Origin of the sequence: Microbacterium telephonicum (assembly GCF_003651225.1) — a bacterium.
GTDB lineage: Bacteria > Actinomycetota > Actinomycetes > Actinomycetales > Microbacteriaceae > Microbacterium > Microbacterium telephonicum.
This window is the reverse complement of record NZ_RCDB01000004.1, coordinates 69,333-94,687: the sequence shown is the minus strand read 5'-3', so window position 1 is coordinate 94,687 and position 25,355 is coordinate 69,333. Positions and strand designations below refer to the sequence as shown.

The window sequence follows — 25,355 nt, the reverse complement described above, 5'->3', positions numbered from 1 at the left end:
GCTGACGAGGATAGTCGCCGGGTCTGTGTGCGCGGCGGGGAGATGCGCGGATGCCGGCGTGCTCAGCCGTCGGTGCGCCGGCATCCGGGGTCGGCCGGTCGTCCCTCGAATCGCGCCTTCGTCCAGGCGAGGAGGTCGTCGACGAGCGGGGAGTAGCTCTCCATGACCTGGGCGTGCTCGAATCCGTCGTAGACGCGGTAGTCGACGGTCTGCCCGGCGCGGCAGAGACGTTCGACGTACCCGTCCTGGGTGCGCGCGGGCACGACGGAGTCGTCGGCGCCCTGGCCGATGAACAGCGGCATCCCGATGTCCGACGGCGGTGCGTTGTGGCGCAGCGCGGCGCCGAGGGGGCCGGTCGTCGGGTCTTTCGCGAAGATGTCGGGGTCGGTGCTCATGCCTACGGCGGCGAGTACCGAGACGATCGTGCCGGGGTCGGTGAGGCAACGCTGCGCCATCGCGCGAACGACCGTCTGCGCGCCGGGGCGGATGTAGTCGCCGTAGCTGACGTCGGGTTCGATCTCGGAGAAGGCCTGGAAGGCGAACGAGGCGAAGATGCTGCCGCCGGTGATCTCGGTGACGCCTTCGACGAGGCTCGGCGGGTCGCTGGCCGGCGCGAGCGCCGCGACTCCGCGCACCGCCACGCGCGGCGCGTACTCGTCGCGCAGGGCCCCCGTCCACAGCGCCGCGCCGCCTCCCTGCGAATGGCCCCACACGACGGTGTTGCGGCTGAGCTGCGCCTCGGTCAACTCCCACGCGGCGCGCACCGCGTCGAGGGTGGCGTGCGCGCTCGGCTCGCCGAACAGGTACGGGTGCGGTCCCTGCGTGCCGAGGCCGATGTAGTCGGGCGCGACCATCGCCCACCCCTGGTTGATGACTTTCGAGGGGAAGTACATGCCCCCCGACCACAGCGGCCGGTCCTGCACCGAGGGGGCGCAGTGCTCGGCGAAGCCGGTGGTGCCGTGGTCCCACGCGACGGTGGGGAACCGCTGGCCGGGCTCGGCATCCTTCGGCACGATCACGAGGCCGCTCGCGACGCGCACCCTCCCGTCGACACCCGTGGTCGTGTAGAGGATGCGCCAGGCGCGTGAGTTCGACGGCATCGCTCGGGTGAACTCCTCGGCGCGCACGAGGTGGCCGGCGGTGGCGGGCATGTCGCGCGGCGCGGCGTAGAACGGGTCTGTCACCGACGATCCGTCGCGCAGCGGGGCCGTCAGCGCGGCGACGGCGATCGCGAGGGCGAGGGAGCCGACCGCGAGGACGGTGCGCCCCCAGCGCGGTTTCGCCTCGGCATCCGGATGCCGGCGGCGGCGCCGGCGGCGCGACAGGGTCCAGAGGTCGGCGATGCCGCGCATGAGCAGCGAGGCGCCGAAGACGACCGCGACGACGAGCAGCGTGATGTCGGGCCAGAAGAGACCGATGACCCCGAAGATGAGCCCGCTCGCGCCGAAGGCGGCATCCGCGATGCGCGCGTCCCAGCCGCGGCCGCGGCGGAAGGCCGAGACGACGCCGAGCGTGCCGCTGACGAGCAGCAGCACACCGACGAGACCGGCGACGGCGCGCACGGTCAGCCCGGGCCACAGCAGCACGAACACCCCGCCGCCCACCCAGGCGAGCGCGACCGGGATCGCCCACCACCGCCGGGACGGCGCGGAGTCGGCGGCGGTGGCGGAGGGGGCGGTGGTGTCGGCCGCGGCACCCGCGTCGTCGGCGCGACCCGTGAGCTCCAGAGCGCCGCTGAGGATCATGCCGGCGCCGAGCAGCACGGCCAGCAGGTCGAGCGCCGTCGTCGGGCGGATGACGATCACGGCACCGAGCACGACCGAGACTGCGGCCAGGCTCGCCTGCAGCCATGCCGGCTGGCGCGCGTGCAGACGCACCACCGGCACGCGCGCGAGGATGCCGGGCCGCCGAGCCATCCCTCCACGCTAACCCGCCGCGCCTCGACGTCTCCCCCACGCCGCCGTAGCTTCCGCTTCCGCGAGGGGTCGCGCAGGCGCCTCTAGGCTCGGAACATGCCTGCGCCGACCCTCAACCGCGAGATCCTGCGGCTGGCGGTCCCGGCGCTCGGCGCGCTCATCGCGGAGCCGCTCTTCCTCATCGCCGACAGCGCGATGATCGGCCACCTCGGCGTCGAACCGCTCGCCGGACTCGGCATCGCCTCGGCGGTGCTGCAGACGATCGTCGGCCTCATGGTCTTCCTCGCGTACTCGACCACACCCGCCGTCGCACGCCGATTCGGCGCCGGCGCCCACGGCGACGCCGTGTCGGCCGGTATCGACGGCCTCTGGCTCGCGCTCGGACTCGGCGCCCTGCTCGCCGTCGCCGGATCGTGGCTCACCCCGCCCGCCGTCGCCCTCTTCGGCGCGACCCCCGAGGTCGCCGAGCAGGCCGAGATCTACCTGTCGCTGTCGATGTGGGGCCTCCCGGCGATGCTCATCGTCTTCGCCGCAACCGGGCTGCTGCGCGGGATGCAGGACACCGTCACCCCGCTGTGGATCGCCGGCGCCGGATTCGGCGCGAACATCCTGCTGAACGCCCTGTTCATCTACGGCTTCGGCTGGGGCATCGCGGGGTCGGCCGCCGGCACCGTCGTCGCGCAGTGGGCGATGGTCGGCGCCTACGTCGTCGTCGTGGGACGGCTGGCACGGCGGCACGCCGCATCCGTCCTCCCCCGCCGTGACGGCCTGCGCGGATCGGCGCGGTCGGGCGGCTGGCTGTTCCTGCGCACCGTGTCGCTGCGGGTGGCGCTGCTCGTGACCGTCGCCGTCGCGACGGCCGTCGGCACGGACGAGCTGGCCGGGTGGCAGGTGGCGTTCACGATGTTCTCGACCGCGGCGTTCGCCCTCGATGCCCTCGCGATCGCCGCGCAGGCGCTGATCGGGAAGGGGCTGGGTGCCGGGGACGAGCCGTTCGTGCGGCGCGTGCTGGGGCGCACGGTCGCGTGGGGCGTGTGGTTCGGGGTGATCGTCGGCGGGCTCGTCGCCGCCTCGTCGGGCGTGCTCGGCCTGCTGTTCACCGGCGACTCGGAACTGGCGGCGCTCATCCAGCCCGCGCTGCTCGTGCTCGCCGTCGCGCAGCCGATCTGCGGCGTCGTGTTCGTGCTCGACGGGGTGCTCATCGGCGCCGGCGATGCGAAGTACCTCGCGATCGCGGGCGTGCTGAACCTCGTCCCCTATCTGCCCGCGCTGCTCATCGTGTGGTGGCTGCAGCCGACGGGTGCGATCGGCCTGATGTGGCTCGCCGTGTGCTTCTTCGGCGTCTACATGCTCGCCCGACTCGCGACGCTCGGCTGGCGCGTGCGGGGCGCGGCCTGGCTCACCGCCGGGGCGTGAGGCTCAGGCCCAGCGGCGGCACCACTCGTACATGACGACGGCCGCGGCGGCGGAGGCGTTGATCGACCGGGTCGAGCCGTACTGCGTGATCTCCACGACGGCGGATGCGGCGGCCACGGCCTCGGGCGACAGGCCCGGCCCCTCCTGACCGAACAGCAGCACCGCACGCTCGGGCAGGTCGGCGCGGTCGACGGGCACCGAGCCCGGCACGTTGTCGACGGCGACCACCGGGAGTCCGGCGTCCCGAGCCCACGCCGCGAAGGCCGCGACGTCCTCGTGGTGACGCACGTGCTGGTAACGGTCGGTCACCATCGCACCGCGCCGGTTCCAGCGGCGCTTGCCGATGATGTGCACCTCGGCGGCTCCGAACGCGTTCGCGCTGCGCACGATCGAGCCGATGTTCATGTCGTGCTGCCAGTTCTCGATCGCGACGTGGAACGGATGCCGGTGCGCGTCGAGGTCGGCGACGATGGCGTCCATCGTCCAGTAGCGGTACCGGTCGACGACGTTGCGGCGGTCGCCTTGGGCGAGCAGCTCGGGATCGTAGTGCGGATCGGCCGGCCACGCCTCGGGCCCACCGGGCCACGGCCCCACGCCGACCGGCAGCTGCGGCTCCCCCGCGTCCGGCGGCTGCGGCTCGCCCGCCGTCGCGCTCGACGGCCCGCCGACGGTGGTGTCGGGGGCGGGCTCGGTCACCGGTCCAGGGTACGCGAGGCGTTCACTTCTCCGGATGACCGCGGCTCGAGCCCCCAGCCGCCCCCGGGAATCCGCGGTGGCGCCCCGCGCCGTGGCCTGATCGTCCGGAGAACTGCACCGACTCACGCGCGAACCTCGCATTTTTCGGCGCCCCGAAAACTAAGCGCTAAGGTTTCGGCATGCCGAAAAATCCGATCACCACGACCGCCGCCGTCCCGCCGCGCCCCCGCTCCACCGGCACCCGCGTCGCGTGGCTGCTCGGCCCCGCGCTCGTCGCGGGCGTCGCGTACCTCGACCCGGGCAACGTCGCCAGCAACATGACCGCGGGTGCCCGTTACGGCTATCTGCTCGTGTGGGTCGTCGTGCTCGGCAACACGATGGCGTGGCTCATCCAGTACCTCTCGGCCAAACTCGGCGTCGTCACGGGCCGCAGCCTCGCCGAGACGCTCGGCGATCGAATCCGCAGCCGCTGGGGACGCCGCGCCTACTGGCTGCAGGCCGAGCTCGTCGCCATGGCGACCGACATCGCCGAGGTGATCGGCGGCGCCGTGGCGCTGTGGCTGCTGTTCGGCGTGCCGCTGCTGGCCGGCGGTGTCATCACGGGCGTCGTCTCGATCGCGCTTCTGCTCATCCAGCAGCGGCGCGGCGCGCGCAGCTTCGAGTTCGTCGTCATCGGGCTGCTCGCGATCATCGCCCTCGGCTTCACATACGGCGTGTTCGTCGCACCCCCGGATGCCGCCGCCACCCTCGACGGGATGATCCCGCGTTTCGAGGGCACCGACTCGGTGCTGCTGGCCGCCTCGATCCTCGGCGCGACGATCATGCCGCACGCGATCTACGCGCATTCGGCCCTGGCCCGGGACCGGTTCACCGCGTCGTCGGCGCGCAGCGAGGATCGCGCCGTGGGGGTGCGGCGCGTGCTGCGCGCGACGCGGTGGGACGTCACGATCGCCCTCGTCATCGCGGGCACCGTGAACCTCTGCATCCTGCTGCTGGCCGCCGCGAACCTCGCGGGCGTGCCGGGCACCGACAGCCTCGAGGGCGCGTACGCGGCGCTGTCCGACAACCTCGGCATCGTCGTGGCGACGCTGTTCGCGGTCGGCCTGCTCGCGAGCGGCTTGGCGAGCACGGCCGTAGGCGCCTACGCCGGCGCCGAGATCATGCAGGGGCTGCTGCGGGTGCGCATCCCGCTGCTGGCCCGCCGCCTGGTCACCCTCGCCCCCGCGCTCGTGATCCTCGCGCTCGGCGTCGACCCGACGCTCGCCCTCGTGCTCAGCCAGGTCGTGCTGAGCTTCGGCATCCCGTTCGCCCTCGTCCCCCTCGTCGCCCTCACGGCTCGGCGCAGCGTGCTCGGCACGCACCGCAACCGCTGGTGGACGACCGCGGCCGGCGTGGCGGCATCCGCGTTCCTCATCACGTTGAACACGCTGCTGCTGTGGCTGGTGCTCACCGGCGGGTGAGCGGCGGATGCGGGCACCGCTAGCCTGGGGCGGATGCCGAACTCCGCCGCGGTCGACGACTACCTGAAGACGATCTACCACCACACCGAGTGGCAGAGCGCCCGCATCACGCCGTCGCAGCTGGCCGGCGTGCTCGGCCTCGCGCCGTCGACGGTGACCGAGATGGTGCAGAAGCTCGCCGCGCAGGACCTCGTCGCGCACCGCCCGTACGGCCCGATCTCCCTGACGCCGGCCGGCGAGAAGCGCGCGGCGGCGATCATCCGCCGCCATCGCCTCATCGAGACCTGGCTCGTGCGCGAGTTCGGCTACGCGTGGGACGAGGTGCACGACGAGGCCGAGGTGCTCGAGCACACCATCAGTGATCGGCTGCTCGACGGCATCGACGCGCGACTGGGCAGCCCACGGTTCGATCCGCACGGCGATGCGATCCCGGATGCCGAGGGCCACGTGCACCGGGAGCCCTTCATCCTGCTCGCCGACGCCCCCGCCGGACACACCGGACGCGTGCTGCGCGTGAGCGACCGCGACCCGGCACTGCTGCGCGCTTGCGAGGAGGCGGGGCTGGACGTCGGCGTCGAGGTGACGGTGACACCGTCGGGCGTGCACGTGAGCGGGGCGGATGCGGCCCTGTCGGCCGACGTGCGGGACGCCGTCTGGCTCACCGCCCCCGCCTGACCCCGCAGCACGGCCGAGCGTCGCCGGCACGGGCCGAACCTCGGGCGACCACGGGCGGGATCAGCGCGCGCGGGTCTTCGAGGCCTTGAGGTACGGCCACGGGCTCGTGGCGTGCTCGCAGTAGTTCCACAGCCGCGCGGCGATCTCGGGGTCGCGCGCCACCTTGGCGGGCGTCGCGCGCCGCGGCTCTCCCGACACGATGCGCGACGGCCCCCAGAACTCGCCGCCCTCGACCACGGGATCGGCGAGGGCCCGCACGAGCGGCCAGGCGCCGTGCTCCTTGGACTGCGTGATCGGCGCCTGCAGGTTGTCGACGAAGCGTGACATGCGCGACGGGGCATTCACCCCGACGATGCCGCGGGTGCGACCACTCGTGGAGTACCCCGGGTGGGCGACCACGCTCTGCACCGGCACCTTCGCTTCGGCCAGCCGACGGTCGGCTTCCAGTCCGATCGCCGTCGTCGCGACCTTCGACTGGACATATGCCCGCCACGGCGTATAGCCGTTCTCGAGCTCGATGTCGATCGGGTCGTACGCCCACATCGACGTCGACATCGACCCGAGCCACACCATCCGGCCGCGTCCGGCGGCGAGCGAGAGCAGCAGCTCGCCGGCGAGCGCGTAGTGGCCGAGCACGTTGGTCGCGAACACCACTTCGTGGCCGTCACGCGTCGTCTCGCGCTGCTTCGGCGGATGCACGATGCCGGCGTTCAGCAGCACGCCGTTGAGCCCCGCGCGCCCGCGGACGGTCGCGGCGGCGGCACGGAGCGAGCCGAGGTTGCTCACGTCGAGGGCCAGGGTGGCGAGGTCGGCATCCGGATACCGTCGCAGCACGGCCGCGCGCGCCGCCGACAGCTTCGCAGGGTTGCGACCGGTCATGATGACGTGCGCGCCGGCACCGGCCAGCTGCAGCGAGGAGAAGAACCCGAGACCGGCGTTGGAACCGGTCACCAGGTAGCGCCGCCCGCTCAGGTCGGGCAGATCCTGGGGGTTCCACGGGTCGACGGCCACACGTCGAGACTACGGCCGCACAGTAGGCTGGCGGCATGCGGACACGCGCCGACATCGAATGCTGGTTGACCGACATGGACGGCGTCCTCGTCCACGAGAACCGTCCCATCCCGGGCGCCGCCGAACTGCTCGAGCAGTGGCGCACCGAGGGCACGCCGTTCCTCGTGCTGACGAACAACCCGTTCTACACGCCGCGCGATCTCAGTGCGCGGCTGCGGATGTCGGGACTGGAGGTTCCGGAGGACCGCATCTGGACGTCGGCGCTCGCGACCGCCGAGTTCCTGAAGTCGCAGCATGCGGGCGGCACGGCGTTCGTCATCGGCGAGGCGGGGCTGACGACCGCCCTCCACGAGGCCGGCTACATCATGACCGAGACCCAGCCCGACTACGTGGTCGTGGGCGAGACCCGCAACTACTCGTTCGACTCGATCACCAAGGCGATCCGTTTCATCAACGCGGGCGCCCGCTTCATCATCACCAACCCGGATGCCACCGGGCCGACGCCCGACGGCGTCGTGCCGGCCACCGGATCGTTCGCCGCGCTCATCTCCCACGCCACCGGCAAGCAGCCCTACGTCGTCGGCAAGCCGAACCCGATGATGTTCCGCTCCGCGATGAACCGCATCGGCGCGCACTCCGAGAACACCGGCATGATCGGTGACCGCATGGACACCGATGTCGTCGCCGGCATCGAGGCGGGCCTGCACACCGTGCTCGTGCGCACTGGCATCGCCGACGACGCCGAGATCGCCCGCTTCCCGTTCCGGCCCGACGAGGTCATCGATTCCGTCGCGGATCTGCTGCACGAGCCGGCCGAGACCGAGTTTCCCGATGATTACTGAGTCGCGCACGGGGTGGAGCACTGAGGCGGCACGCAGCGTGCGGCATCCGCGATGAACGAGACCGAGCAGACCCTGCTCCTGCTCACGAGCGCCGTGATCCTCGCGACGACGCTCGTCGTGTTCGTCGTGCAGTTCGTGAGGAATCGAGGAGACCGCTCATGATGTCCCTGGTGCTCGTGATCACCGCTCTCGCGATCCTCGTGATCGCGCTCGTACTGTTCCTTCGCGGACGGCGCGACGCCCCGCAGGGCACGCCGTTGCCCAACGGCCGCGGCATCGTCATCCTGACGGTGCTCGGGCTGTTCCTCGCGCTCGCGTCGCAGACGCCGATGTTCAAGTCCTGACGGGCGCGCGCCGGCCTTACTGCGGCTGCAGCCCCAGGTCGGCGAGGTCGATGACCGACCGCCACTGATAGCCCTGGGCCTCGACGGCCGCCTGCGCGCCCGTCTTGCGATCGACGACCGTGACGACCGCAACGACGTCGGCGCCGGCGGCGCGCGCCACCTCGGCCGCCTTCAAGGGGGAGCCCCCCGTGGTGGAGGTGTCCTCGACGATCACGACGCGCTTGCCGGCGACCTCGGCGCCCTCGATCTGGCGGCCGCGGCCGTGGTCCTTGGGCTCCTTGCGCACGACGAACGCGTCGACCGGGGTGCCGGAGTGCACCGACGCGTGCAGCACGGCGTTGGCGATCGGGTCGGCGCCGAGGGTGAGGCCTCCGATGGCGTCGACGTCGAGGTCGCGCACGATGTCGAGCACGAGACGGCCGATCGCGGGGGCGGCACGGTGGTCGAGCGTGAGCTTGCGCATGTCGACGTAGTAGGTCGCCTTCTTGCCGCTGGAGAGCGTGAAGTCGCCGTGGAACACCGCCTCGTCGCGGATCAGCCCGATGAGGGACTGACGGTCGGATTCGAGCTCGGGCGTGGAGGCGGCGGTCATGCCCAGAAGTCTACGGAACCGTCATCGATGGCGATTTTTCACCGGCATCCATCCCGGGTCGGGCGTGGCGCGCCCCCTATAGTCGGGGGCGGAACCGCAACAGGGGAGCATCGCACATGGCCCGCATCGGCATCGTGGCAGAACAGGCGGGTGAGAGCCGTGTCGCGGCGTCGCCGGTCACCGTCCAGAAGATCATCGACCTGGGCTACGAGGTCGTCGTCGAGGCGGGTGCCGGATCGGCCTCGTCGTTCCCGGATGCCGCCTACACCGACGCGGGCGCGCTCATCGTCGACGCCGCCACGGCGTGGGGGTCGGATGTCGTGCTCAAGATCGCCGCGCCGACGGATGCCGAGATCGCCCTCCTGACGCCGGGTGCGACCCTGGTGGCCCTGCTGAGCCCCGCCCTGCGCCCGGAGCTGCTGTCGGCGCTCGCCGCGCGCGGCGTCACCGGGCTCGCGATGGACGCCGTCCCGCGCATCTCACGCGCACAGTCGATGGATGTGCTCAGCTCCATGGCCAACATCGCCGGCTACCGCGCGGTCGTCGAGGCGGCGCACGAGTTCGGGCGCTTCTTCACCGGTCAGGTGACCGCGGCCGGCAAGGTCCCGCCCGCGAAGGTGCTCATCGCGGGCGCCGGCGTCGCCGGCCTCGCCGCGATCGGCGCGGCATCCAGCCTCGGCGCCATCGTGCGCGCCACCGATCCGCGCCCCGAGGTCGCCGACCAGGTGAAGTCGATCGGCGGCACCTACCTCGAGGTCGTGGTCCCCGACGAGCAGAAGGAGGTCTCGTCCGACGGCTACGCCAAGGCGACGAGCGCCGCCTACGACGCCGCCGCCGCGAAGCTCTACAGCGACCAGGCCGCCGACGTCGACATCATCGTCACGACCGCCTTGATCCCCGGGCGGGCCGCGCCGCGGCTGATCACCGCGGCCGATGTCGCGAGCATGAAGCCGGGCAGTGTCATCGTCGACATGGCCGCCGCGCAGGGCGGCAACGTCGAGGGCTCGGTCGCCGGCGAGCGCGTCGTGACCGCCAACGGCGTCACGATCCTCGGCTACACCGATCTGGCCGGCCGGCTGCCGCAGCAGGCCTCGCAGCTTTACGGCACGAACCTGCTCAACCTGCTGAAACTGCTGACGCCCGGCAAGGACGGTTCGCTCGTGCTCGACCACGACGACGTCGTGCAGCGCGCCGTCACGGTCACCCAGGACGGCGCCGTGACCTGGCCGCCTCCGCCCGTGCAGGTCTCGGCCGCCCCGGCCGCGAAGGCCGCCGCCGAGATCGCACCGGCCGCGCCGAAGAAGACGATGTCGACCGGCGCGAAGTCGGCGCTCACCGTCGTCGGCATCGCCGTGCTGTTCCTCGTGTGCGCGTTCGCCCCGGCGCCGCTGCCGCAGCACTTCCTCGTGCTGACGCTGTCGGTGATCATCGGCTTCTACGTCATCGGCAAGGTCGCCCACGCGCTGCACACGCCGCTCATGAGCGTCACGAACGCGATCAGCGCCATCATCGTCGTCGGCGCGATGAGCCAGATCATCGTCCCCGACCCGCTCGTGCAGGTGCTGGCCGCCGTCGCGGTGCTGCTGGCCTCCATCAACATCTTCGGCGGGTTCGCCGTCACTCGGCGAATGCTCGCCATGTTCCAGAAGGGTGACCAGAAGTGAACGTCATCGCGACCGCACAGACCGGCGCGCTCGAACTCGCGCAGTCGATCGCCACCGCCGCGTACATCGTCGCCGCCCTGCTGTTCGTCCTCGCCCTCGCGGGCCTCAGCAAGCAGGAGACGGCCCGGCGCGGCATCGCCTACGGCGTCTCGGGCATGACGATCGCCCTGATCGCCACCTTCCTCGTCGTCATCGCCCGCGGCGGGATGGTGCCCGACGACGTGACCCTGTACCTCGGTGTGGCCCTGCTGGTCGCGGCGATCGTCGTCGGCGCCGTCATCGGCCTGTGGCGGGCGCGCAAGGTCGAGATGACCGGGATGCCGGAGCTCATCGCCCTGCTGCACTCGTTCGTCGGTCTCGCCGCGGTGCTCGTCGGCTGGAACGGCGCCCTCTACGACGAGGGCATCGCGCCCGAACTGGTCGGCATCCACCACGCCGAGGTGTTCATCGGGGTCTTCATCGGCGCCGTCACCTTCACCGGGTCGATCGTCGCGTTCCTCAAGCTGTCGGGGCGGATGTCGAGCAAGCCGCTCATGCTGCCGGGCAAGAACCTCCTGAACGTCGGGGCGCTCGTCCTGTTCGTGCTGCTCACCGTCTGGTACGTCATCACCCCCGAGCTGTGGCTGCTGATCGTGGTGACCCTGCTCGCCCTCGCCCTCGGCTGGCACCTGGTCGCCTCGATCGGCGGCGGCGACATGCCCGTCGTCGTCTCGATGCTCAACAGCTATTCGGGCTGGGCGGCGGCCGCGGCGGGCTTCCTGCTGAACAACGACCTGCTGATCGTGACCGGCGCGCTCGTCGGCTCGTCGGGTGCGTACCTGTCGTACATCATGTGCAAGGCCATGAACCGCTCGTTCCTGTCGGTGATCGCGGGTGGCTTCGGCATCGAAGCACCGCGCGGCGACGACGAGGAGCAGGGCGAGCACCGCGAGATCGACGCCGCGTCGGCGGCGGAGCTGCTCTCGGGCGCGTCGTCGGTCATCATCACCCCCGGATACGGGATGGCCGTCGCGCAGGCGCAGTACCCGGTCGCCGACCTCACGGCGCGACTGCGCGAGCGGGGCGTCGACGTGCGCTTCGGCATCCACCCGGTCGCCGGGCGTCTGCCCGGGCACATGAACGTGCTGCTGGCCGAGGCGAAGGTGCCGTACGACATCGTGCTGGAACTCGACGAGATCAACGACGACTTCTCCGACACCGACGTCGTCCTCGTGATCGGCGCGAACGACACGGTCAACCCCGCCGCGGCGGAGGACCCGGGCAGCCCCATCGCCGGGATGCCGGTGCTGCACGTGTGGGAGGCGCGCAACGTCATCGTCTTCAAGCGCTCGATGGCCTCGGGCTACGCCGGCGTGCAGAACCCGCTGTTCTTCCGCGAGAACACGCAGATGCTCTTCGGCGACGCCAAGGACCGGGTGGAGGACATCCTCCGCGCCCTCTGACCCCGGGCGCTGCCGCGCGCTCGAGGATGCGGCATCCGCGGGGCCCGCGTCCGCCTGGGATTCTGGTGGCCGCATCCGCGATCCCGAATCCGCGAGACCTCATCTGCACGCCGAGACCGTGGGTCGTACCCGCGGTCTCGGCGGCCCGTTGAGGTCTCGCGGATGCTGGGGCTCGCGGCCGGGGACGCGAGCGGGAGCCGCGGGCCGGAGCGCCGGGCGGGAGCGCCGGGCGGGTCAGCGGTCGCGGGCGAGGAAGGGGCGCGGCCAGGCGCCGAGGGCGAGCACGGCGAGCACGACCTGCACGAGTCCGGCGACGAAGTAGATCCCGTGTAGCGGCGACCACACGAGCATGAGCGCGATCTCGACGAAGATCCAGATCAGCATCACCAGTCCGGCCGCGGCGTGCATCCCGGGGCCGAGGCGATAGCGCCCATGCGTCGCGACGAGGGCCAGCACCTGTGCACCACCGACGACGACGCCGAGGATGACGCCGGGCCAGAAGTACGACGTGAACCCCGTTCCGGCGATCCACTCGAGCGGGATGCCCATGCCCCCGCCGAGGGTGAGGCCCACCATGCCGACGAGCGCCGAGACGAGCGAGAACCACGCCACGACGAGCAGGCCGACATGGAGCGGGCGGCCTGCGCGGCGCGGCACGGCATCCATGCCCGCAGGCTAGGAGCGCGCCCCGACCCTCGCGCTCCCGCGGGCCGTGACAATCCCGCATCCGTGAGAGAACATGTCGGCGCCGAGAGGGTGGGGGCGGCGCGAGGCGGCCGGGCGCCGCCGGGCGGGCGACGTCGGTGGGCGACCGTAGGCTGGATGCCATGCGCCTGGCCACCTGGAACGTCAACTCGATCCGCGCGCGGGTCGTCCGCACCGTGGAGTTCGCCGTCCGCGAAGACGTCGACGTGCTCGCGATGCAGGAGATCAAGTGCAAGCCCGAGCAGTTCCCGTACGCCGAGTTCGAGGCCGCCGGCTACCACGTCGAGGCGCACGGCCTCAATCAGTGGAACGGCGTCGCGATCGCCAGCAGGCTCCCCCTCGAGCAGGTCGAGGTCGGCTTCCCCGGCATGCCAGGGTTCGCGAAGGGGCACGACGGTCCCGACGCCCCGCAGGAGGCCCGCGCCCTCGGCGCCACCGTCGACGGGGTGCGTGTGTGGAGCCTCTACGTCCCCAACGGCCGCTCGCTCGACGACCCGCACTACACCTACAAGCTCGCCTGGCTCGAGGCGCTGCGCGGCTACACCGCCGACGCCCTCGCCGCCGACCCCGACCTCGCGCTCGCCCTCACCGGAGACTTCAACATCGCGCCGACGGATGCCGACAACGGCGATCCGACGGTCATCGAGGGCGTCACCACGCATGTCTCGCCGCCCGAGCGCGCCGCGTTCCAGGCACTGCTGGATGCGGGGCTGGCCGACACCGTGCGCCCGCTCGTGCCGACCGGCTACACCTACTGGGACTACAAGCAGCTGCGCTTCCCCCGAAACGAGGGCCTGCGCATCGACTTCATCCTCGGCTCGCATTCCTTCGCGGATGCCGTCGTCGGCGCCGCGATCCACCGCGACGAGCGCAAGGGCGAGATCCCGAGCGACCACGTGCCGGTGGTCGTCGACCTCGACCTCGGCGGCGGCGACGATGACGACCGCCCGATGATCTTCTGACGCACGGGTCGGCGACCCCGGCATCCGCGCGACCGTGTCACACGAATGGCCCGTGCGGAAGCGCCGAGAGCGCACATCGCGTGACATGCGCACCGACCATGTCACTCACCTGGCACGTGCAGCATCCCCGAACGCGCACATCGCGTGACATGCCCGGAGCGCGCGGGCGTGCGCCGGGGCGGGCTCACCCGTCGGTCGCACCTGCGGGGGTCGCATCGTCGAAGGGGACGCAGCCGGGCGGGCGGGAGTTGCCGCTGATGTCGAAGTCCTCGCAGTGCAGGAACTTCGCCTGGTTGAGGCCGAGGATGTACGACGCCAGCACCACTCCGCCCACGACCGCCGTGATGAGCCACCGGTGGCGTCGCGTCGTCTCGGAGCGGAAGTCGGGCCAGATGATGCGCACGAGCACGACGAGCGTGAACGGGATGCCGATGATCACCGCGGCGATCGCGGAGAGGACCACGATCGCCGTCGCGAGGTCGGCTTCGGTGTCGGTGTTCGCGGTGAAGCTGATCACCAGCCATACCGTCGGCAGCGCGAGCGCGATCGCCTGCAGCACACGCCGCCACCACGCCTGACGCTCGACGAGCACGAAAGCGAAGGCGGCGACCGACGCCGCCCACAGGCCCATCAGGTAGTCGAAGAACAGCTCCCCCCACGCGCCGAGCGTGAACGCCGGCCACCACGCGACGGCGGCGATGCCGACCATCACCACACCGACCGGGATGTCGCGCTTGGCCTGGGATCGTCGTCTCCTGCGCCTTCTGCGCGGCCACGACCGCGGCATCCGCCCGCGCCGTGGCGACCGACGCGGCGGCGGATGCGGATGCGGCCGCGGCGTGGGCGCCGCTGACGGTGCGCAGCACGCCCGTCGGTGTCTCCGCCGGGCCGGGATGCGGCTGATCGTCGTCGGACTCGTTCACGAGCGGCGAAAGCTACCACCGCGGCCGCGCGCCGCAGCGTCCCGCCTCACTCGGACACGGCCTCCCTCGTCGCCACCGGTGCGCTGCGGCCAGTACGCCGCGAAGATGTCGTACGTGCGCCGTCCGAGCAGCAGCGCATCCATGCGGCGGATGCCGGACCCGACCCGTTCGCCCACCAGGTCGTCGTCGATGGGAGCCTGCCACCCGCCCCACGGGAATCCGCCCGAGGTGTCCTCGTCGGGACCTCCGGGCGCCTGGGCGACGCCGTCGAGCGTCGTGAACAGGTCGATGACGATGCGGCCGCGGGTCATGGTTCCTCCTCGAATCGATGCGGCGCGGTGCAGCGACGCCGGACGGCGAGTCAGGTGAGGTTGCGCCGGATGTGCTCGTGGAACCGTTTCAGGAACCCCCGCAGGAACTCCGCCGTGTCGGCATCCGCGATCGCCCCGTCGTCGGTGAAGAACCCCTCCTCCACATGGATGTAGACCTCCGGGGCTCCGAGCACCACCGCCCCCTGCCCCACGAGGATCGCCTTCAGCTCGTGCTGGGCGACGGCCGTGGAGATGTCGCCCTTGCTGGCGCCGGTGACCGCGGCCGGCTTGTCGGGGAACGAGTTCTCCCCGACGGGACGCGACGCCCAGTCGATCGCGTTCTTGAGCACGGCGGGGATCGAGCGGTTGTACTCCGGAGTCACCAGCAGCAGCGCGTCGACGCCGTCGACCTCCTTCTTGAAGTCGGCCCCGACGGGCGGGAACTCCTGCTCGAACTGGGTGCCGAAGAACGGCAGCGCGCCGATCGGGATGTCGTGGAAGTCGAGGCCCGCCTCCTCGCCGAACCGCGCGAGGGCGTCGGCGTAGCGACGGTTGAGTGACGGCTCGGATGCCGAGCCGACGATGAGTCCGACGGTGTAGGTGGCCATGGGTTCCTCCTCCGGTGGTCGTCGTCCATGCTCGCGCCCGCACCGCCGGCGGACCAGGGTCTTGCGACGGCGCCCGCACCGCGGTAGCGCTCTCCCCCGCACGACGGATGCCGAGCCGCCGTGCGCGCCCTACCGTGGAGGAATGACCGATCAGCCCCGTCGCCCCCGGCCCACGGCCGCGGGCCTGCGCGGAGACATCCTGCTGGCCGGGGTTCTGTTCGTCGCGGCGGTGATCTCGGTCGCGCTCGGTCAGATCGCCGGGATCTACGGCGATGACGTGCCCCATCTCATGTGGGGGCTCGCCTACGGCGCGGCCCTGACGCTGCCGTTGGCGGTGCGGCGCCGCTTCCCCGAGGTCGTGCTGCTCGTCGTCGCGGTCGCGTTCTTCGTCGGCGTGACCTTCCGCATCCCCGAGGTGTACGTCGGCAACGTCGCCGTGTTCATCGCGATGTACACGGTCGGCGCGTGGGTCGATGATCGGCGGCGCGCGACGCTCGTGCGCCTCATCGTCATCGGCGGCATGTTCGTCTGGCTGACCGTCGTCACCTTCCAGGCGGCGACGGTCGACGATGAGAGCGGGCTGTCGCGCGCCGGACTGTTCTCGCCGTTCGCCGCGTACATGCTCATGAACTTCCTGGTCAACGCGGGCTTTTTCGGCGGTGCCTACTACTTCGGCGAGCGCGCGTACGCGCAGGCGATGCAGCAGACCGCGCTCCGCGCGCGCACCGACGAACTGGAGCGGGAGCGGGAGCTGACCGCGGCGCAGGCCGTCGCCCTCGACCGGGTGCGCATCGCGCGCGAACTGCACGACGTCGTCGCGCACCACGTGTCGGCGATGGGGGTGCAGGCGGGGGCGGCCCGCACGGTGCTCGACCGCGACCCGGCGGCCGCACGGCAGGCGCTGGTCGGGGTCGAGGAATCGGCCCGGTCGGCCCTGGCGGAGCTGCGCCAGCTTCTCGAGACCCTCCGCACGCCGGATGCCGCCTCGCCCGACGACCCGACGCTGCGCCTGACGGCCCTCCCCGACCTCGTCGTCCACGCGAACGAGAACGGGCTGCCGACGAGCTTCGACATCGTCGGCGACCCGCGCGAGGTGCCCGAGATCGTGCAGGTGAACCTTTACCGCATCACGCAGGAGGCGCTCACCAACGCGCGTCGCCATGGTTCCGCGGATGCCGTCGCCGACGTACGGCTGCGCTACACGGATGCCGCCGTCGAAGTGGAGATCACCAACACCGGACGGGTGCAGCCGGGCCGTGCCGGGCTCGGCATCGTCGGCATGCGCGAGCGCGCCGCCGCATCCGGCGGGACGATCGAAGTCGGGCCGCGCGACCGCGGCGGCTTCCTCGTGCGGGTGCGCGTGCCCCTCGCGCCGCCACCCGACACCGACGGCGGGTCGGCCGCGATCGCCGCGGCCGCCGCATCCGCCGCCGCGGGAGTGGTCGCGTGAGCGGCGACGCGATCCGGGTGCTGCTGGTCGACGACCACGCCGTCATGCGTGCCGGATTCCGCATGATCCTCGACAGCGCCGACGCCATCGAGGTCGTCGGCGAGGCCGCCGACGGCGCCGCGGCGATCGTCGCGGCGACGCGACTGCAGCCCGACGTCATCTGCATGGACGTGCAGATGCCCGACATGGACGGCATCGAGGCCACCCGCCGGATCGTCGCCGACGCGGCGGTGACGGCATCCGTCGTCATCGTGACCACGTTCGACCGCGACGACTACCTGTTCCAGGCGCTGTCGGCGGGGGCGAGCGGATTCCTGCTGAAGAACGCGGGCCCGGAGGAGCTCGTCGCGGCGGTGCGGGCCGCCGCCGCCGGCGACGCCCTGCTGGCGCCCGAGGTGACCAAGCGCGTCATCGAGCGTTTCGTCGCCCCCGCATCCGCACCGGCATCCGTGGCCGGATCGGCAGCGACCACGGGAGCGGCCGTCACGATCACCGCCGAGCTCACCGAACGCGAATCGGAGGTGCTCCATCTGCTCGCGCAGGCGCTGAGCAACGCCGAGATCGCCCAGCGCCTCTACATCGGCGAGGCGACGGTGAAGACGCACGTGTCGAACGTGCTGCAGAAGATCGGCGCGCGCGACCGCGTGGCGGCCGTCGTCTACGCGCACCGCAACGGGCTGGCCTGAAGCCCGGCGGTGCCGGGTCGGCGACTGCCGCGAGCGTCAGACGGCGGCGGGCTGCGGCAGCAGGGCGGATGCCGGCTGCGCGACGGCCCGCGAGGGCAGCGCGGCCTTGACGAGCCAGACGACGCTCCACACGAACATGCCGATCACGATCCCGTTGCGCAGCAGCAGGATTCCGGCGGCGGTCGGGTCGGCGTCGATGAGCGGCAGGTAGAGGATCGGGAAGATCAGCGTGGTCAGCAGACAGGTCAGCGCCATCCACGTCGCGGGCTTGCGCCACCCCTCGTAGTCGATCGCGAGACCGACGGCGACGACCGGCGCGAGCCACAGCATGTACTGCGGCGAGCCCACCTTGTTGAAGACGATCAGGGCCGCCGTCACCGCGAACGCGCCGCGCACGATCAGGCGCTGCTCCAGTTCGGGCGTGAGCACGCCCGAACGCTGAGCGCGCGAACGCGCCAGCCATAGCAGGGCGACGAGCACGACGACCGAGATCGGCATCATGATGCCGACGAGATCGGCGGCGAGGTGCGCTCCGGGGCCGGCGACCTCGCGCGTCGCGAGGTACCAGTTCTGACGGATCTCGGCGCCCGGGATTCCGAGCACCGTCGCCCACACCCACGGCGTCGCGACAGGGGCCTCGAGCTGGAGCGCCCGGTCGGTCTGGATCGTCGCGAAGCTCAGGATGTTGGCGGCGCCGCCGCCGATCGCGACGACCGCGACGATCCCGGCGCTGAGGGCGACACCGCCCACGATGATGCGCGTCCGCGTGCGTGCGACGGTGACCGCGGCCGCGGCCAGGGCGGCAGGCCACACCTTGATCCACGTCGCGGCGGCCAGCATCACGCCCGCGACGGCGGGTCGTCGGACGACCCAGACGAGTCCCGCGATCGCGAACGGGGCGGCCGCGCCCTCGAGGCGCAGCATCGAGACCGGCGCGAGCAGCAGCACGATCAGCAGCCAGTACCAGGCAGCGGGGTAGGCGCTGCGGCGGCGGAATCCGCCGGTGATCGCCGCGAGGGCGGCGAGGTTGCCGGCCGATAGCAGCACGAGCCAGACCAGCTGGAACGCCCACGGCCCCGCGAGGATCGACAGCATGATCGGCACGAGCGCGCCGGCGGGGTACACCCACGGCTCGTCGAAGACGGGGATGACGCCGTGCAGCGCCTCCTGCGCCCACTGCCGGTAAAGCGGCAGGTCTCCCTCCGTGCCGCCCACGAGCAGGATCGGCAGCAGGCTCAGCGCGTAGGCGAGATGCAGGGCCGCCCAGCCGGTGACGAGACCGCGTCGGGTGAAGGCGAACGCGCGCGCACGGTCGAAGACTCCGCCGGGACGGGACAAGGGTCGCACACGATCCGTAGCAGCGGTCACAGCGGGGAGCCTAGACCCGTGGTCTGGCCACCGCATGGACGGAAGATTGCCGGATGCTGTGAATCGGCTGAGCCGGATGTCCGTGTGGGAGCCGGCCCCGGCTCGCACCGCTCCGCCGCGCGGTGGAGACGCAGAACCCGCCCTGCGGGGGATACCCGGGCGGCACCGGGCCCGTAGCGTCGGGAATGGTCGGACTCGGCTCGAGCCGCACCATCGACAGCGCAGGAGGATCGGATGCTGGAACTGTCCGGGATCACCAAGAGCTACGGCACGCGCCGTGTGCTCGACGACATCGGGTTCACCGTGCCCGACGGCCGGCTCACCGGATTCGTCGGGGGCAACGGCGCCGGCAAGACCACGACGATGCGCATCGTGCTCGGCGTGCTGTCGCGGGATGCCGGCACCGTCACACTCGACGGAACCACCGTCACGTCGGGCGACCGCCGCCGCTTCGGCTACATGCCCGAAGAGCGCGGCCTGTACCCGAAGATGAAGGTGCTCGAGCACATCGTCTACCTCGCGCGCCTGCACGGCTTCTCGAAGGCGGATGCCACGACCCGCGCGACGGGCCTGCTCGAGGAACTGGGCCTCGGCGAGCGTCTCGACGACAACATCGAGACCCTCTCGCTCGGCAACCAGCAGCGCGCGCAGATCGCCGCGGCGCTCGTGCACGAACCGCGCGTGCTCATCCTGGACGAGCCGTTCTCCGGCCTCGACCCACTCGCCGTCGACGTCGTCGCGGGCGTGCTGCAGGCGCGGGCCGCCCAGGGGGTGGGCGTGCTCTTCTCGTCGCACCAGCTCGACGTCGTCGAGCGGCTGTGCGACGACCTCGTCATCATCGCCGGCGGCACCATCCGCGCCGCCGGGACGCGCGACGGACTGCGCGCCGAGCACGCGCAGCGTCGTTACGAGCTCGTCTCCACCGGCGACGCCGGCTGGCTGCGCGGCGAAGCGGGCGTCGAGGTGCTCGAGTTCGACGGCGGCTACGCCCTGTTCGACGCCGACACCGACGAGACCGTGCAGCGCATCCTGCAGCGCGCCGTCGCCGCGGGCGACGTCGCGAGCTTCGCGCCCCGGCATCCGACCCTCGCCCAGATCTTCAAGGAGGTCATCCAGTGAACACCTCATCCCCCTCCTTCGCCCAGAGCGTCTGGCTCGTCACCGAACGCGAGGTCGGCTCGAAGCTGCGCAGCAAGGCCTTCCTGATCTCCACCGGCATCCTGTTCGCGATCGCACTGGTGGCCGTGATCTGGGGCGGCTTCGCGGCGCAGTCCGATTCGCGCACGAAGGTCGCCGTGACGAGCGAGACGGCGTCGGTGCTCAGCGGGATGGACTCGGCCGTGGAACTCACCGAGGCCACCTCCGCCGACGAGGCCGAAGAGCTGGTGCGCTCGGGCGACGTCGACGCGGCGATCGTCCCCGGCGGCCCGGCGCCCTTCGACTACACCGTCGTCGCCGACGACAGCGCTCCGACGGGGCTCGTCGGAATGCTGAGCGTCACGCCGCCGGTCGAGCTGCTCAACCCCGATGAGACCAACGAGGCGCTGCGCTACCTCGTCGCGCTCGGGTTCGGGCTGGTCTTCTTCACGGCCGCCCTCAACTTCGGGGCGACGATCGCGCAATCCGTCGTCGAGGAGAAGCAGACGCGCGTGGTCGAGCTGCTCATCTCGGCGATCCCGACGCGCGCGCTGCTGGCCGGCAAGGTCGTGGGCAACACCATCCTCGCGATGGGACAGATCCTGGGACTCGCGGCGATCGCGGTGATCGGACTCACCGTCACGGGGCAGACCGAGGTGCTCGCCGGTCTCGGCGCGCCGCTCGTGTGGTTCGCGGTGTTCTTCCTGTTCGGCTTCGTGCTGCTGGCGTCGCTGTTCGCCGCGGCGGCCGCGATGGTCTCGCGCCAGGAGGACATCGGGTCGACCACGACGCCGCTGATGATGCTCGTGATGGCGCCGTACTTCCTCGTGATCTTCTTCAACGACAACCCCGTCGTGATGACGATCCTGTCGTACGTGCCGTTCTCGGCGCCGGTCGGGATGCCGGTGCGCATCTTCCTCGGCGAAGCGCAGTGGTGGGAGCCGCTCGCCTCGCTCGTCGTGCTGCTCGCGACCTGCGTCGCCGCGATCGTCATCGGCGCGAAGATCTACGAGAACTCGATCCTGCGCATGGGTGCCCGCGTCAAGCTCGGCGACGCCCTGAAGGCCTGACACACGCGGTTGCGGGGTGGGTCGTCGCCGTCGGGGCGACGGCCCACCCCGCTGTCGTCAGTCGACGATGACCGAGATGACGTTCCCGGCGGGGTCGCGGAACCACCTGTGGATGACATTCGCAGCGCGTGATCAACCGCGCTAGCGTGTCGAGATCCGTCCCGGAGGTCCGCGCTTGTCTCCCCCACGTCGCACAGTCTTCATCACCCTGACGATGGTCGCCGCGCTCGCACTGACTCCTGTTCCTGCAGCGGCCGACGTCCAGACACCGACAGGACCCGCGACCGCAGCGTCGACTCCCACGCCCCCGGTGACTCCCGCACCGGACGAGGGTGCAACCCCACCTCACCCCGAAGAAGATGTTCACGACCACTCCGGTCCGACCGAACCGCTGACGATCGAGCCCTGGGACGAACCGATGGATTTCCCTTCGCGTCAGATGTCTCGTGGGCTGGCGGCCCCGATCTGGCATCTTCCATTCGAGCCGGGTCAGCGCTGGTCAGCGGGCGGGCCCCACCGCGATAGCGACGGAACGGCATGGGGCGCGTTGGATTTCGCGCCGGGGTCTAGTCCGAACCGGCGCGTGGTCGCCGTCGCCGAGGGACGCGTGTATCGAGTCACATGCCCGAATGGTTGGTTTCTCGGTATCGACCACGGCGGCGGGTGGAAATCCGAGTACTACCACCTGGCGGGCGCTCAAGAGCACCTCATCGGTCAATGGGTGCCCGCGGGGGCTTACCTCGGCGAAGCGGGGAACACTCTTCCGTGCGGGGGGTCATCCAATGGCCCGCACGTCCACCTTTCGATCCTCCACGGCGATGCGCCCCAGCCCGGCCCCGGAACGCAGCGACCCTATCACCCGGTCGACGGAATGCGGTTCGGCGACTATGTGATCCGGCAGGGAAGTGCGCTGCACCAGGGCACTTGGCATGACCTCGCAGGGAACGTGATCTTCCGGAACTGGGGGTGTTGTCTGACGTCCACCACACCCACTCCCCAAAGGTTCAGTTCGACTCCGGCGCCGAGAATCCAAGGGCTGCCCGACGTGGCGAACGTGCTCACTGCGGAAGTAGCCGATTGGCAACCGGTCGCCACTTTCACGTATCAGTGGAAACGAGACGGCAGCAGTATCCCGGGTGCGACCAATCGCGAGTATCTGGTCACGAAGTCCGATCGCGGCGCCCAACTGACGGTCGTTTCCGAAGGACGACGCACTGGTTACTGGCCAGAGGTCCGATCCAGCACCTCGGTGCAGGTGCCCACCCCCGTGACGAGATACGGGGGTGTCGACCGGTACCAGACGTCTGCGATGATTTCGGCCGCAACATTCGTCGCGCCGGTGGACAGAGTGCTGGTCGCCACCGGAGCAGACTTCCCGGACGCGCTAACCGCCTCCGCCGCGAGCCGCGGCGCGGGTCCAGTGCTCCTCACGGAACGGGACGCTTTGCCGGTCGACATCGAGCAGGAGATCCGACGGCTCCAGCCACGTGAGATCGTCGTGGTCGGGTCGACGGCTTCGATCTCGGCGAGCGTCGCCGACCGACTCGAGGCTCTCGCGCCGGAGGTACGGCGCGTCGGTGGGGTCGATCGCTTTCAGACGGCGGCCATGCTTTCAGAGATGGCATTCGATCCAGGTCAGGCCCTTGTCTACGTCGCGACTGGCGCCAACTATCCCGATGCTCTCAGCGCAGCGGCAACAGCCAAAGGCCCTGTAGTGCTCGCCCTTCGCGACGAAGTGCCGACGGCGACGATGACTGAGTTGAAGCGACTCCGACCTCAGCGGATCGTGATCGTCGGGGACTCCGCCTCGATCTCGGCGGCCACTTTGAACCATATCTGGGCGCATACGGGCTCTCCCGTGGATCGGGTATCAGGCGCCGACCGGTTCGGGACGTCCGCCGCCATCGTGCGGTCGACCGGGATCGCGCCGGCGGAACGTGTATACGTAGCAAGCGGCGAACGCTTCCCGGACGCGGTCTCCGGGGCTGCGGCAGCCGCGGCGGCAGTCGCCCCTCTGTTGATCGCACAGCAGGGCGCGCTACCCTCGAACACCGCCGATCTGGTCGCTCAGCTCTCGCCGGCCCGAGTCTCTCTTCTGGGTGCCGCAGACGCCGTCAGTGAAACCGTCGCCAGACGTCTGGCTGAACTCGCACGGTGAGCGGCGCAGTCGTCAGTCGACGATGACCGAGATGACGTTCCCGGCGGGGTCGCGGAACCACGCGATCTCGGGACCGCCGTTGCCGCGGGCGATGCCGCGTTCGTCGGTGCCGAAGTCGGGGTCGCGGTAGATCTTCGTCTCGACGCCGGCCGCGTTCAGGGCGTCGACGGCGGCGTCGATGTCGGACACCACGAGGTTGAGGATCGTGAACGTCGCCGGCACGTGATCCTCCTTCGGGTAGGCGATGGTGTTCCAGCCGCCGGGCAGCGTGATCTCGAGGATGCCCATCTCGCCCAGCACCACCTCCAGCCCGAGCGTGTCGCGGTAGAACGTCTCCGCGGCGGCGATGTCGTCGACGGAGAATCCGGCGAAGGCGGACTCGAAGGCGATCATGACGTGCTCCTCCCGTGGATGGTTCCACCGTGACCCGCCGCCCCGGCCCGCGCAACCCCTTCCCCCGAACGCCGAGTTCGCCGGTCCCGCGCCGACTTCGCCGGTTCCGCGCCGATATCGCCGGCGAGGTCGCGGCCGGAGCGGCGAACTCGCGGGGGAACCGGCGAAGTCGCGGGGTCTTGCGGCACGGGTCAGCGCACCCACACCCCCGGTCGCTGAGCGAGCGGAGCGAGTCGAAACGCCCGAAGCCCGTCCGGCGCGGCGCGAGTCAGCGGTCGACGAGTACGCCGTCGGCGTCGGCCCACACGTGCGCGCCGGGGCGGAACTGCACACCGGCGATCGTCACCGGCACGTCGAGCTCGCCGACGCCGTCCTTCGCGCTCTTGCGCGGATTGGAGCCGAGCGCCTTGACGCCCAGCGGAAGCTGCCCGATCGCGGCGCGGTCGCGGATCGCACCGTGCACGATGATCCCCGCCCAGCCGTTCGCGACGGCGGATGCCGCGATCAGATCGCCGACCAGCGCCGACTCGAGCGACCCGCCGCCGTCCACGACGAGCACCGCCCCGCCGCCCGGCGTCGCGAGCACCTGCTTCACGAGCGCGTTGTCACGGTGGCACCGCACGGTGCGCACCGGGCCGTCGAACGCGACCCGCCCACCGATGTCCTGCAGCTGCAGCGCGAGAGAGTCGAGCGCGTCGCCGCGCTCGTCGTACAGGTCGGCCGTGGCGATCGTCATGCCGCCACGCTAACGGCGGCGGATGCGGCGCCCACCGGCATCCGTCGCAGAAGAACTCCGACTCTTCCGCGACGGGCAAGGACGCTCCTCCCTCTATGACGGCGGACGTCTCGCACCCAGCGGGAACACATCGGAGGTGCATACCGTTGGATAGGTCGGGCCGACGGCGTCCCGTCCCGATTCATCTGAAGGAGACGCCATGAGCACCACACTCGTCCAGCCCGCGACCACCGACGCGCCGATCCTCGACGTTCTCGCCGAGCGCTGGAGCACCCGCATCTTCGACCCGTCGACCCCGATCGACGAGGCCGCGCTCGCCAGCGCGCTCGAGGCCGCCCGCTGGGCCCCCTCGGCCAACAACTCCCAGCCGTGGCGCTTCATCGTCGCCCGCCGCGGCAGCGAGGCCCACGCCGCGATCGTCGCGTCGCTGGTGGGCTTCAACCAGACCTGGGCCGCGGATGCCGCCGCCCTCGTCGTGTTCGCCACCGTGACCTCGCTCGACGGCAAGCCGCTCGCGTGGGCCGCCTACGACACCGGCCAGGCCGCCGCGCACTTCACCGTGCAGGCGCACGCGTCGGGCCTGCACACCCACCAGATGGGCGGCTTCGACCGCGCCGCGATCGCCGAGCGGTTCGGCTTCGGCGAAGACCTCGCCGCGGTGACGGTCATGGCCGTCGGCGCGCTCGGCGACATCGCCGCCGCTCCCGAGACCCTGCGCGAGCGCGAGCTCGCCCCGCGCGTGCGTCGCCCCATCGGCGAATCGCTCATCGCGAACGACTGAGCACCCGCT

General features: G+C 71.2%; 24 protein-coding genes and 2 pseudogenes. 15 read left to right on the top strand and 11 right to left on the bottom strand.

Translation table 11 applies throughout. The features are described from left to right. Positions 1 to 62: 62 nt before the first annotated feature. Complete coding sequence (locus C7474_RS13925) at positions 63 to 1,916, bottom strand: lipase family protein (RefSeq protein ID WP_121060952.1); 1,854 nt, start codon at positions 1,914 to 1,916, stop codon at positions 63 to 65. Between the two features lie 96 nt (positions 1,917 to 2,012). Between C7474_RS13925 and C7474_RS13920 the strand changes: the two genes are divergently transcribed. Continuing rightward, positions 2,013 to 3,332 carry an MATE family efflux transporter gene (locus C7474_RS13920; RefSeq protein WP_121060950.1) on the top strand — a complete coding sequence of 440 codons (1,320 nt, stop codon included), beginning with the start codon at positions 2,013 to 2,015 and terminating at the stop codon, positions 3,330 to 3,332. A 3-nt stretch (positions 3,333 to 3,335) separates the two neighbouring features. On the opposite strand, the gene C7474_RS13915 is transcribed toward C7474_RS13920, so the two are convergent. Next, on the bottom strand, positions 3,336 to 4,028 hold the full coding sequence (locus tag C7474_RS13915; protein ID WP_121060948.1) for a TrmH family RNA methyltransferase: 693 nt from the start codon (positions 4,026 to 4,028) through the stop codon (positions 3,336 to 3,338). A 179-nt stretch (positions 4,029 to 4,207) separates the two neighbouring features. On the opposite strand from C7474_RS13915, the gene C7474_RS13910 reads away from it, so the two are divergent. Both C7474_RS13910 and C7474_RS13905 read left to right on the top strand, forming a co-directional pair. Beyond that, positions 4,208 to 5,488 (top strand): Nramp family divalent metal transporter, encoded by a 1,281-nt coding sequence (locus C7474_RS13910; protein ID WP_121060946.1) that lies wholly within the window; start codon positions 4,208 to 4,210, stop codon positions 5,486 to 5,488. 33 nt (positions 5,489 to 5,521) lie between these two features. Further along, complete coding sequence (locus C7474_RS13905; protein ID WP_121060944.1) at positions 5,522 to 6,163, top strand: metal-dependent transcriptional regulator; 642 nt, start codon at positions 5,522 to 5,524, stop codon at positions 6,161 to 6,163. Positions 6,164 to 6,223: 60 nt separating this feature from the next. Here C7474_RS13905 and C7474_RS13900 read toward each other — a convergent pair whose 3' ends face one another. Then, positions 6,224 to 7,174 (bottom strand): SDR family NAD(P)-dependent oxidoreductase, encoded by a 951-nt coding sequence (locus tag C7474_RS13900; protein ID WP_121060942.1) that lies wholly within the window; start codon positions 7,172 to 7,174, stop codon positions 6,224 to 6,226. 35 nt (positions 7,175 to 7,209) lie between these two features. On the opposite strand from C7474_RS13900, the gene C7474_RS13895 reads away from it, so the two are divergent. Together C7474_RS13895 and C7474_RS13890 are read left to right on the top strand one after the other, a co-directional pair. Continuing rightward, positions 7,210 to 8,016 (top strand): HAD-IIA family hydrolase, encoded by an 807-nt coding sequence (locus C7474_RS13895; RefSeq protein ID WP_121060940.1) that lies wholly within the window; start codon positions 7,210 to 7,212, stop codon positions 8,014 to 8,016. Positions 8,017 to 8,174: 158 nt separating this feature from the next. Further along, positions 8,175 to 8,360, top strand: coding sequence for a hypothetical protein (locus C7474_RS13890; protein ID WP_121060938.1), 186 nt, complete (start codon positions 8,175 to 8,177; stop codon positions 8,358 to 8,360). A gap of 16 nt (positions 8,361 to 8,376) precedes the next feature. Here C7474_RS13890 and pyrE read toward each other — a convergent pair whose 3' ends face one another. Further along, the gene (pyrE, locus tag C7474_RS13885; protein WP_121060936.1) at positions 8,377 to 8,952 is read right to left on the bottom strand and encodes an orotate phosphoribosyltransferase; all 576 of its coding nucleotides are present in this window, start codon (positions 8,950 to 8,952) and stop codon (positions 8,377 to 8,379) included. Between the two features lie 116 nt (positions 8,953 to 9,068). Here pyrE and C7474_RS13880 point away from each other — a divergent pair, with 116 nt between their 5' ends. Further along, entirely contained in the window at positions 9,069 to 10,616 is a 1,548-nt protein-coding gene (locus C7474_RS13880) for a Re/Si-specific NAD(P)(+) transhydrogenase subunit alpha (protein WP_121060934.1), read from the top strand. Beyond that, entirely contained in the window at positions 10,613 to 12,058 is a 1,446-nt protein-coding gene (gene pntB / locus C7474_RS13875; protein ID WP_241965274.1) for a Re/Si-specific NAD(P)(+) transhydrogenase subunit beta, read from the top strand. The genes C7474_RS13880 and pntB overlap by 4 nt, the downstream gene beginning before the upstream one ends. A 234-nt stretch (positions 12,059 to 12,292) precedes the next feature. Here pntB and C7474_RS13870 read toward each other — a convergent pair whose 3' ends face one another. Then, positions 12,293 to 12,724 carry a hypothetical protein gene (locus tag C7474_RS13870; protein ID WP_241965273.1) on the bottom strand — a complete coding sequence of 144 codons (432 nt, stop codon included), beginning with the start codon at positions 12,722 to 12,724 and terminating at the stop codon, positions 12,293 to 12,295. Between the two features lie 161 nt (positions 12,725 to 12,885). On the opposite strand from C7474_RS13870, the gene C7474_RS13865 reads away from it, so the two are divergent. Beyond that, entirely contained in the window at positions 12,886 to 13,725 is an 840-nt protein-coding gene (locus tag C7474_RS13865; protein WP_121060932.1) for an exodeoxyribonuclease III, read from the top strand. A gap of 184 nt (positions 13,726 to 13,909) precedes the next feature. Here C7474_RS13865 and C7474_RS13860 read toward each other — a convergent pair whose 3' ends face one another. The 3 genes and pseudogenes from C7474_RS13860 to C7474_RS13850 form a co-directional block, all read right to left on the bottom strand. Beyond that, entirely contained in the window at positions 13,910 to 14,434 is a 525-nt protein-coding gene (locus C7474_RS13860) for a hypothetical protein (protein WP_241965272.1), read from the bottom strand. A 285-nt stretch (positions 14,435 to 14,719) separates the two neighbouring features. After that, positions 14,720 to 14,959: pseudogene (locus tag C7474_RS13855) on the bottom strand (dihydrofolate reductase family protein); the annotation flags it as partial. A 50-nt stretch (positions 14,960 to 15,009) separates the two neighbouring features. Then, positions 15,010 to 15,567: an NADPH-dependent FMN reductase gene (locus C7474_RS13850; protein WP_121060928.1), complete on the bottom strand. Its 558-nt coding sequence runs from the start codon at positions 15,565 to 15,567 to the stop codon at positions 15,010 to 15,012. A 142-nt stretch (positions 15,568 to 15,709) separates the two neighbouring features. Here C7474_RS13850 and C7474_RS13845 point away from each other — a divergent pair, with 142 nt between their 5' ends. Next, positions 15,710 to 17,017 (top strand): sensor histidine kinase, encoded by a 1,308-nt coding sequence (locus C7474_RS13845; RefSeq protein WP_121060926.1) that lies wholly within the window; start codon positions 15,710 to 15,712, stop codon positions 17,015 to 17,017. 44 nt (positions 17,018 to 17,061) lie between these two features. Further along, positions 17,062 to 17,703, top strand: a complete 642-nt coding sequence (locus tag C7474_RS13840; RefSeq protein ID WP_241965288.1) for a response regulator — start codon at positions 17,062 to 17,064, stop codon at positions 17,701 to 17,703. 36 nt (positions 17,704 to 17,739) lie between these two features. Here the strand turns inward: C7474_RS13840 and C7474_RS13835 are convergent, their stop codons facing one another. Next, positions 17,740 to 19,071 (bottom strand): glycosyltransferase 87 family protein, encoded by a 1,332-nt coding sequence (locus tag C7474_RS13835; protein ID WP_158597354.1) that lies wholly within the window; start codon positions 19,069 to 19,071, stop codon positions 17,740 to 17,742. A gap of 234 nt (positions 19,072 to 19,305) precedes the next feature. Here C7474_RS13835 and C7474_RS13830 point away from each other — a divergent pair, with 234 nt between their 5' ends. The 4 genes and pseudogenes from C7474_RS13830 (at position 19,306) to C7474_RS13820 (ending at position 23,436) form a co-directional block, all read left to right on the top strand. Further along, positions 19,306 to 20,190 (top strand): ABC transporter ATP-binding protein, encoded by an 885-nt coding sequence (locus C7474_RS13830; RefSeq protein WP_121060922.1) that lies wholly within the window; start codon positions 19,306 to 19,308, stop codon positions 20,188 to 20,190. Then, positions 20,187 to 21,278, top strand: coding sequence for an ABC transporter permease (locus C7474_RS13825; RefSeq protein WP_121060920.1), 1,092 nt, complete (start codon positions 20,187 to 20,189; stop codon positions 21,276 to 21,278). Before C7474_RS13830 ends, C7474_RS13825 begins: the two co-directional genes overlap by 4 nt. 214 nt (positions 21,279 to 21,492) lie before the next feature. Beyond that, positions 21,493 to 22,086 (top strand): annotated as a pseudogene (locus C7474_RS15520) (M23 family metallopeptidase); the annotation flags it as partial. Positions 22,087 to 22,323: 237 nt separating this feature from the next. Next, on the top strand, positions 22,324 to 23,436 hold the full coding sequence (locus C7474_RS13820) for a cell wall-binding repeat-containing protein (protein WP_241965271.1): 1,113 nt from the start codon (positions 22,324 to 22,326) through the stop codon (positions 23,434 to 23,436). Between the two features lie 12 nt (positions 23,437 to 23,448). Here C7474_RS13820 and C7474_RS13815 read toward each other — a convergent pair whose 3' ends face one another. Together C7474_RS13815 and rraA are read right to left on the bottom strand one after the other, a co-directional pair. After that, on the bottom strand, positions 23,449 to 23,829 hold the full coding sequence (locus C7474_RS13815; protein ID WP_121060916.1) for a VOC family protein: 381 nt from the start codon (positions 23,827 to 23,829) through the stop codon (positions 23,449 to 23,451). Positions 23,830 to 24,097: 268 nt separating this feature from the next. Continuing rightward, positions 24,098 to 24,565, bottom strand: a complete 468-nt coding sequence (gene rraA, locus C7474_RS13810; protein WP_121060914.1) for a ribonuclease E activity regulator RraA — start codon at positions 24,563 to 24,565, stop codon at positions 24,098 to 24,100. Positions 24,566 to 24,764: 199 nt separating this feature from the next. On the opposite strand from rraA, the gene C7474_RS13805 reads away from it, so the two are divergent. Next, entirely contained in the window at positions 24,765 to 25,346 is a 582-nt protein-coding gene (locus C7474_RS13805; protein WP_121060912.1) for a nitroreductase family protein, read from the top strand. Positions 25,347 to 25,355: the final 9 nt, after the last annotated feature.

What these genes read in the sequence shown, in the direction of transcription:
- C7474_RS13925 (WP_121060952.1), bottom strand. Translation starts at nt 1,916, where the DNA reads ATGGCTCGGCGGCCCGGCATCCTCGCGCGCGTGCCGGTGGTGCGTCTG.
- C7474_RS13920 (WP_121060950.1), top strand. Translation starts at nt 2,013, where the DNA reads ATGCCTGCGCCGACCCTCAACCGCGAGATCCTGCGGCTGGCGGTCCCG.
- C7474_RS13910 (WP_121060946.1), top strand. Translation starts at nt 4,208, where the DNA reads ATGCCGAAAAATCCGATCACCACGACCGCCGCCGTCCCGCCGCGCCCC.
- C7474_RS13905 (WP_121060944.1), top strand. Translation starts at nt 5,522, where the DNA reads ATGCCGAACTCCGCCGCGGTCGACGACTACCTGAAGACGATCTACCAC.
- C7474_RS13895 (WP_121060940.1), top strand. Translation starts at nt 7,210, where the DNA reads ATGCGGACACGCGCCGACATCGAATGCTGGTTGACCGACATGGACGGC.
- C7474_RS13890 (WP_121060938.1), top strand. Translation starts at nt 8,175, where the DNA reads ATGATGTCCCTGGTGCTCGTGATCACCGCTCTCGCGATCCTCGTGATC.
- pyrE (WP_121060936.1), bottom strand. Translation starts at nt 8,952, where the DNA reads ATGACCGCCGCCTCCACGCCCGAGCTCGAATCCGACCGTCAGTCCCTC.
- C7474_RS13880 (WP_121060934.1), top strand. Translation starts at nt 9,069, where the DNA reads ATGGCCCGCATCGGCATCGTGGCAGAACAGGCGGGTGAGAGCCGTGTC.
- C7474_RS13870 (WP_241965273.1), bottom strand. Translation starts at nt 12,724, where the DNA reads ATGGATGCCGTGCCGCGCCGCGCAGGCCGCCCGCTCCATGTCGGCCTG.
- C7474_RS13865 (WP_121060932.1), top strand. Translation starts at nt 12,886, where the DNA reads ATGCGCCTGGCCACCTGGAACGTCAACTCGATCCGCGCGCGGGTCGTC.
- C7474_RS13860 (WP_241965272.1), bottom strand. Translation starts at nt 14,434, where the DNA reads ATGGTCGGCATCGCCGCCGTCGCGTGGTGGCCGGCGTTCACGCTCGGC.
- C7474_RS13850 (WP_121060928.1), bottom strand. Translation starts at nt 15,567, where the DNA reads ATGGCCACCTACACCGTCGGACTCATCGTCGGCTCGGCATCCGAGCCG.
- C7474_RS13845 (WP_121060926.1), top strand. Translation starts at nt 15,710, where the DNA reads ATGACCGATCAGCCCCGTCGCCCCCGGCCCACGGCCGCGGGCCTGCGC.
- C7474_RS13840 (WP_241965288.1), top strand. Translation starts at nt 17,062, where the DNA reads ATGCGTGCCGGATTCCGCATGATCCTCGACAGCGCCGACGCCATCGAG.
- C7474_RS13830 (WP_121060922.1), top strand. Translation starts at nt 19,306, where the DNA reads ATGCTGGAACTGTCCGGGATCACCAAGAGCTACGGCACGCGCCGTGTG.
- C7474_RS13815 (WP_121060916.1), bottom strand. Translation starts at nt 23,829, where the DNA reads ATGATCGCCTTCGAGTCCGCCTTCGCCGGATTCTCCGTCGACGACATC.
- rraA (WP_121060914.1), bottom strand. Translation starts at nt 24,565, where the DNA reads ATGACGATCGCCACGGCCGACCTGTACGACGAGCGCGGCGACGCGCTC.
- C7474_RS13805 (WP_121060912.1), top strand. Translation starts at nt 24,765, where the DNA reads ATGAGCACCACACTCGTCCAGCCCGCGACCACCGACGCGCCGATCCTC.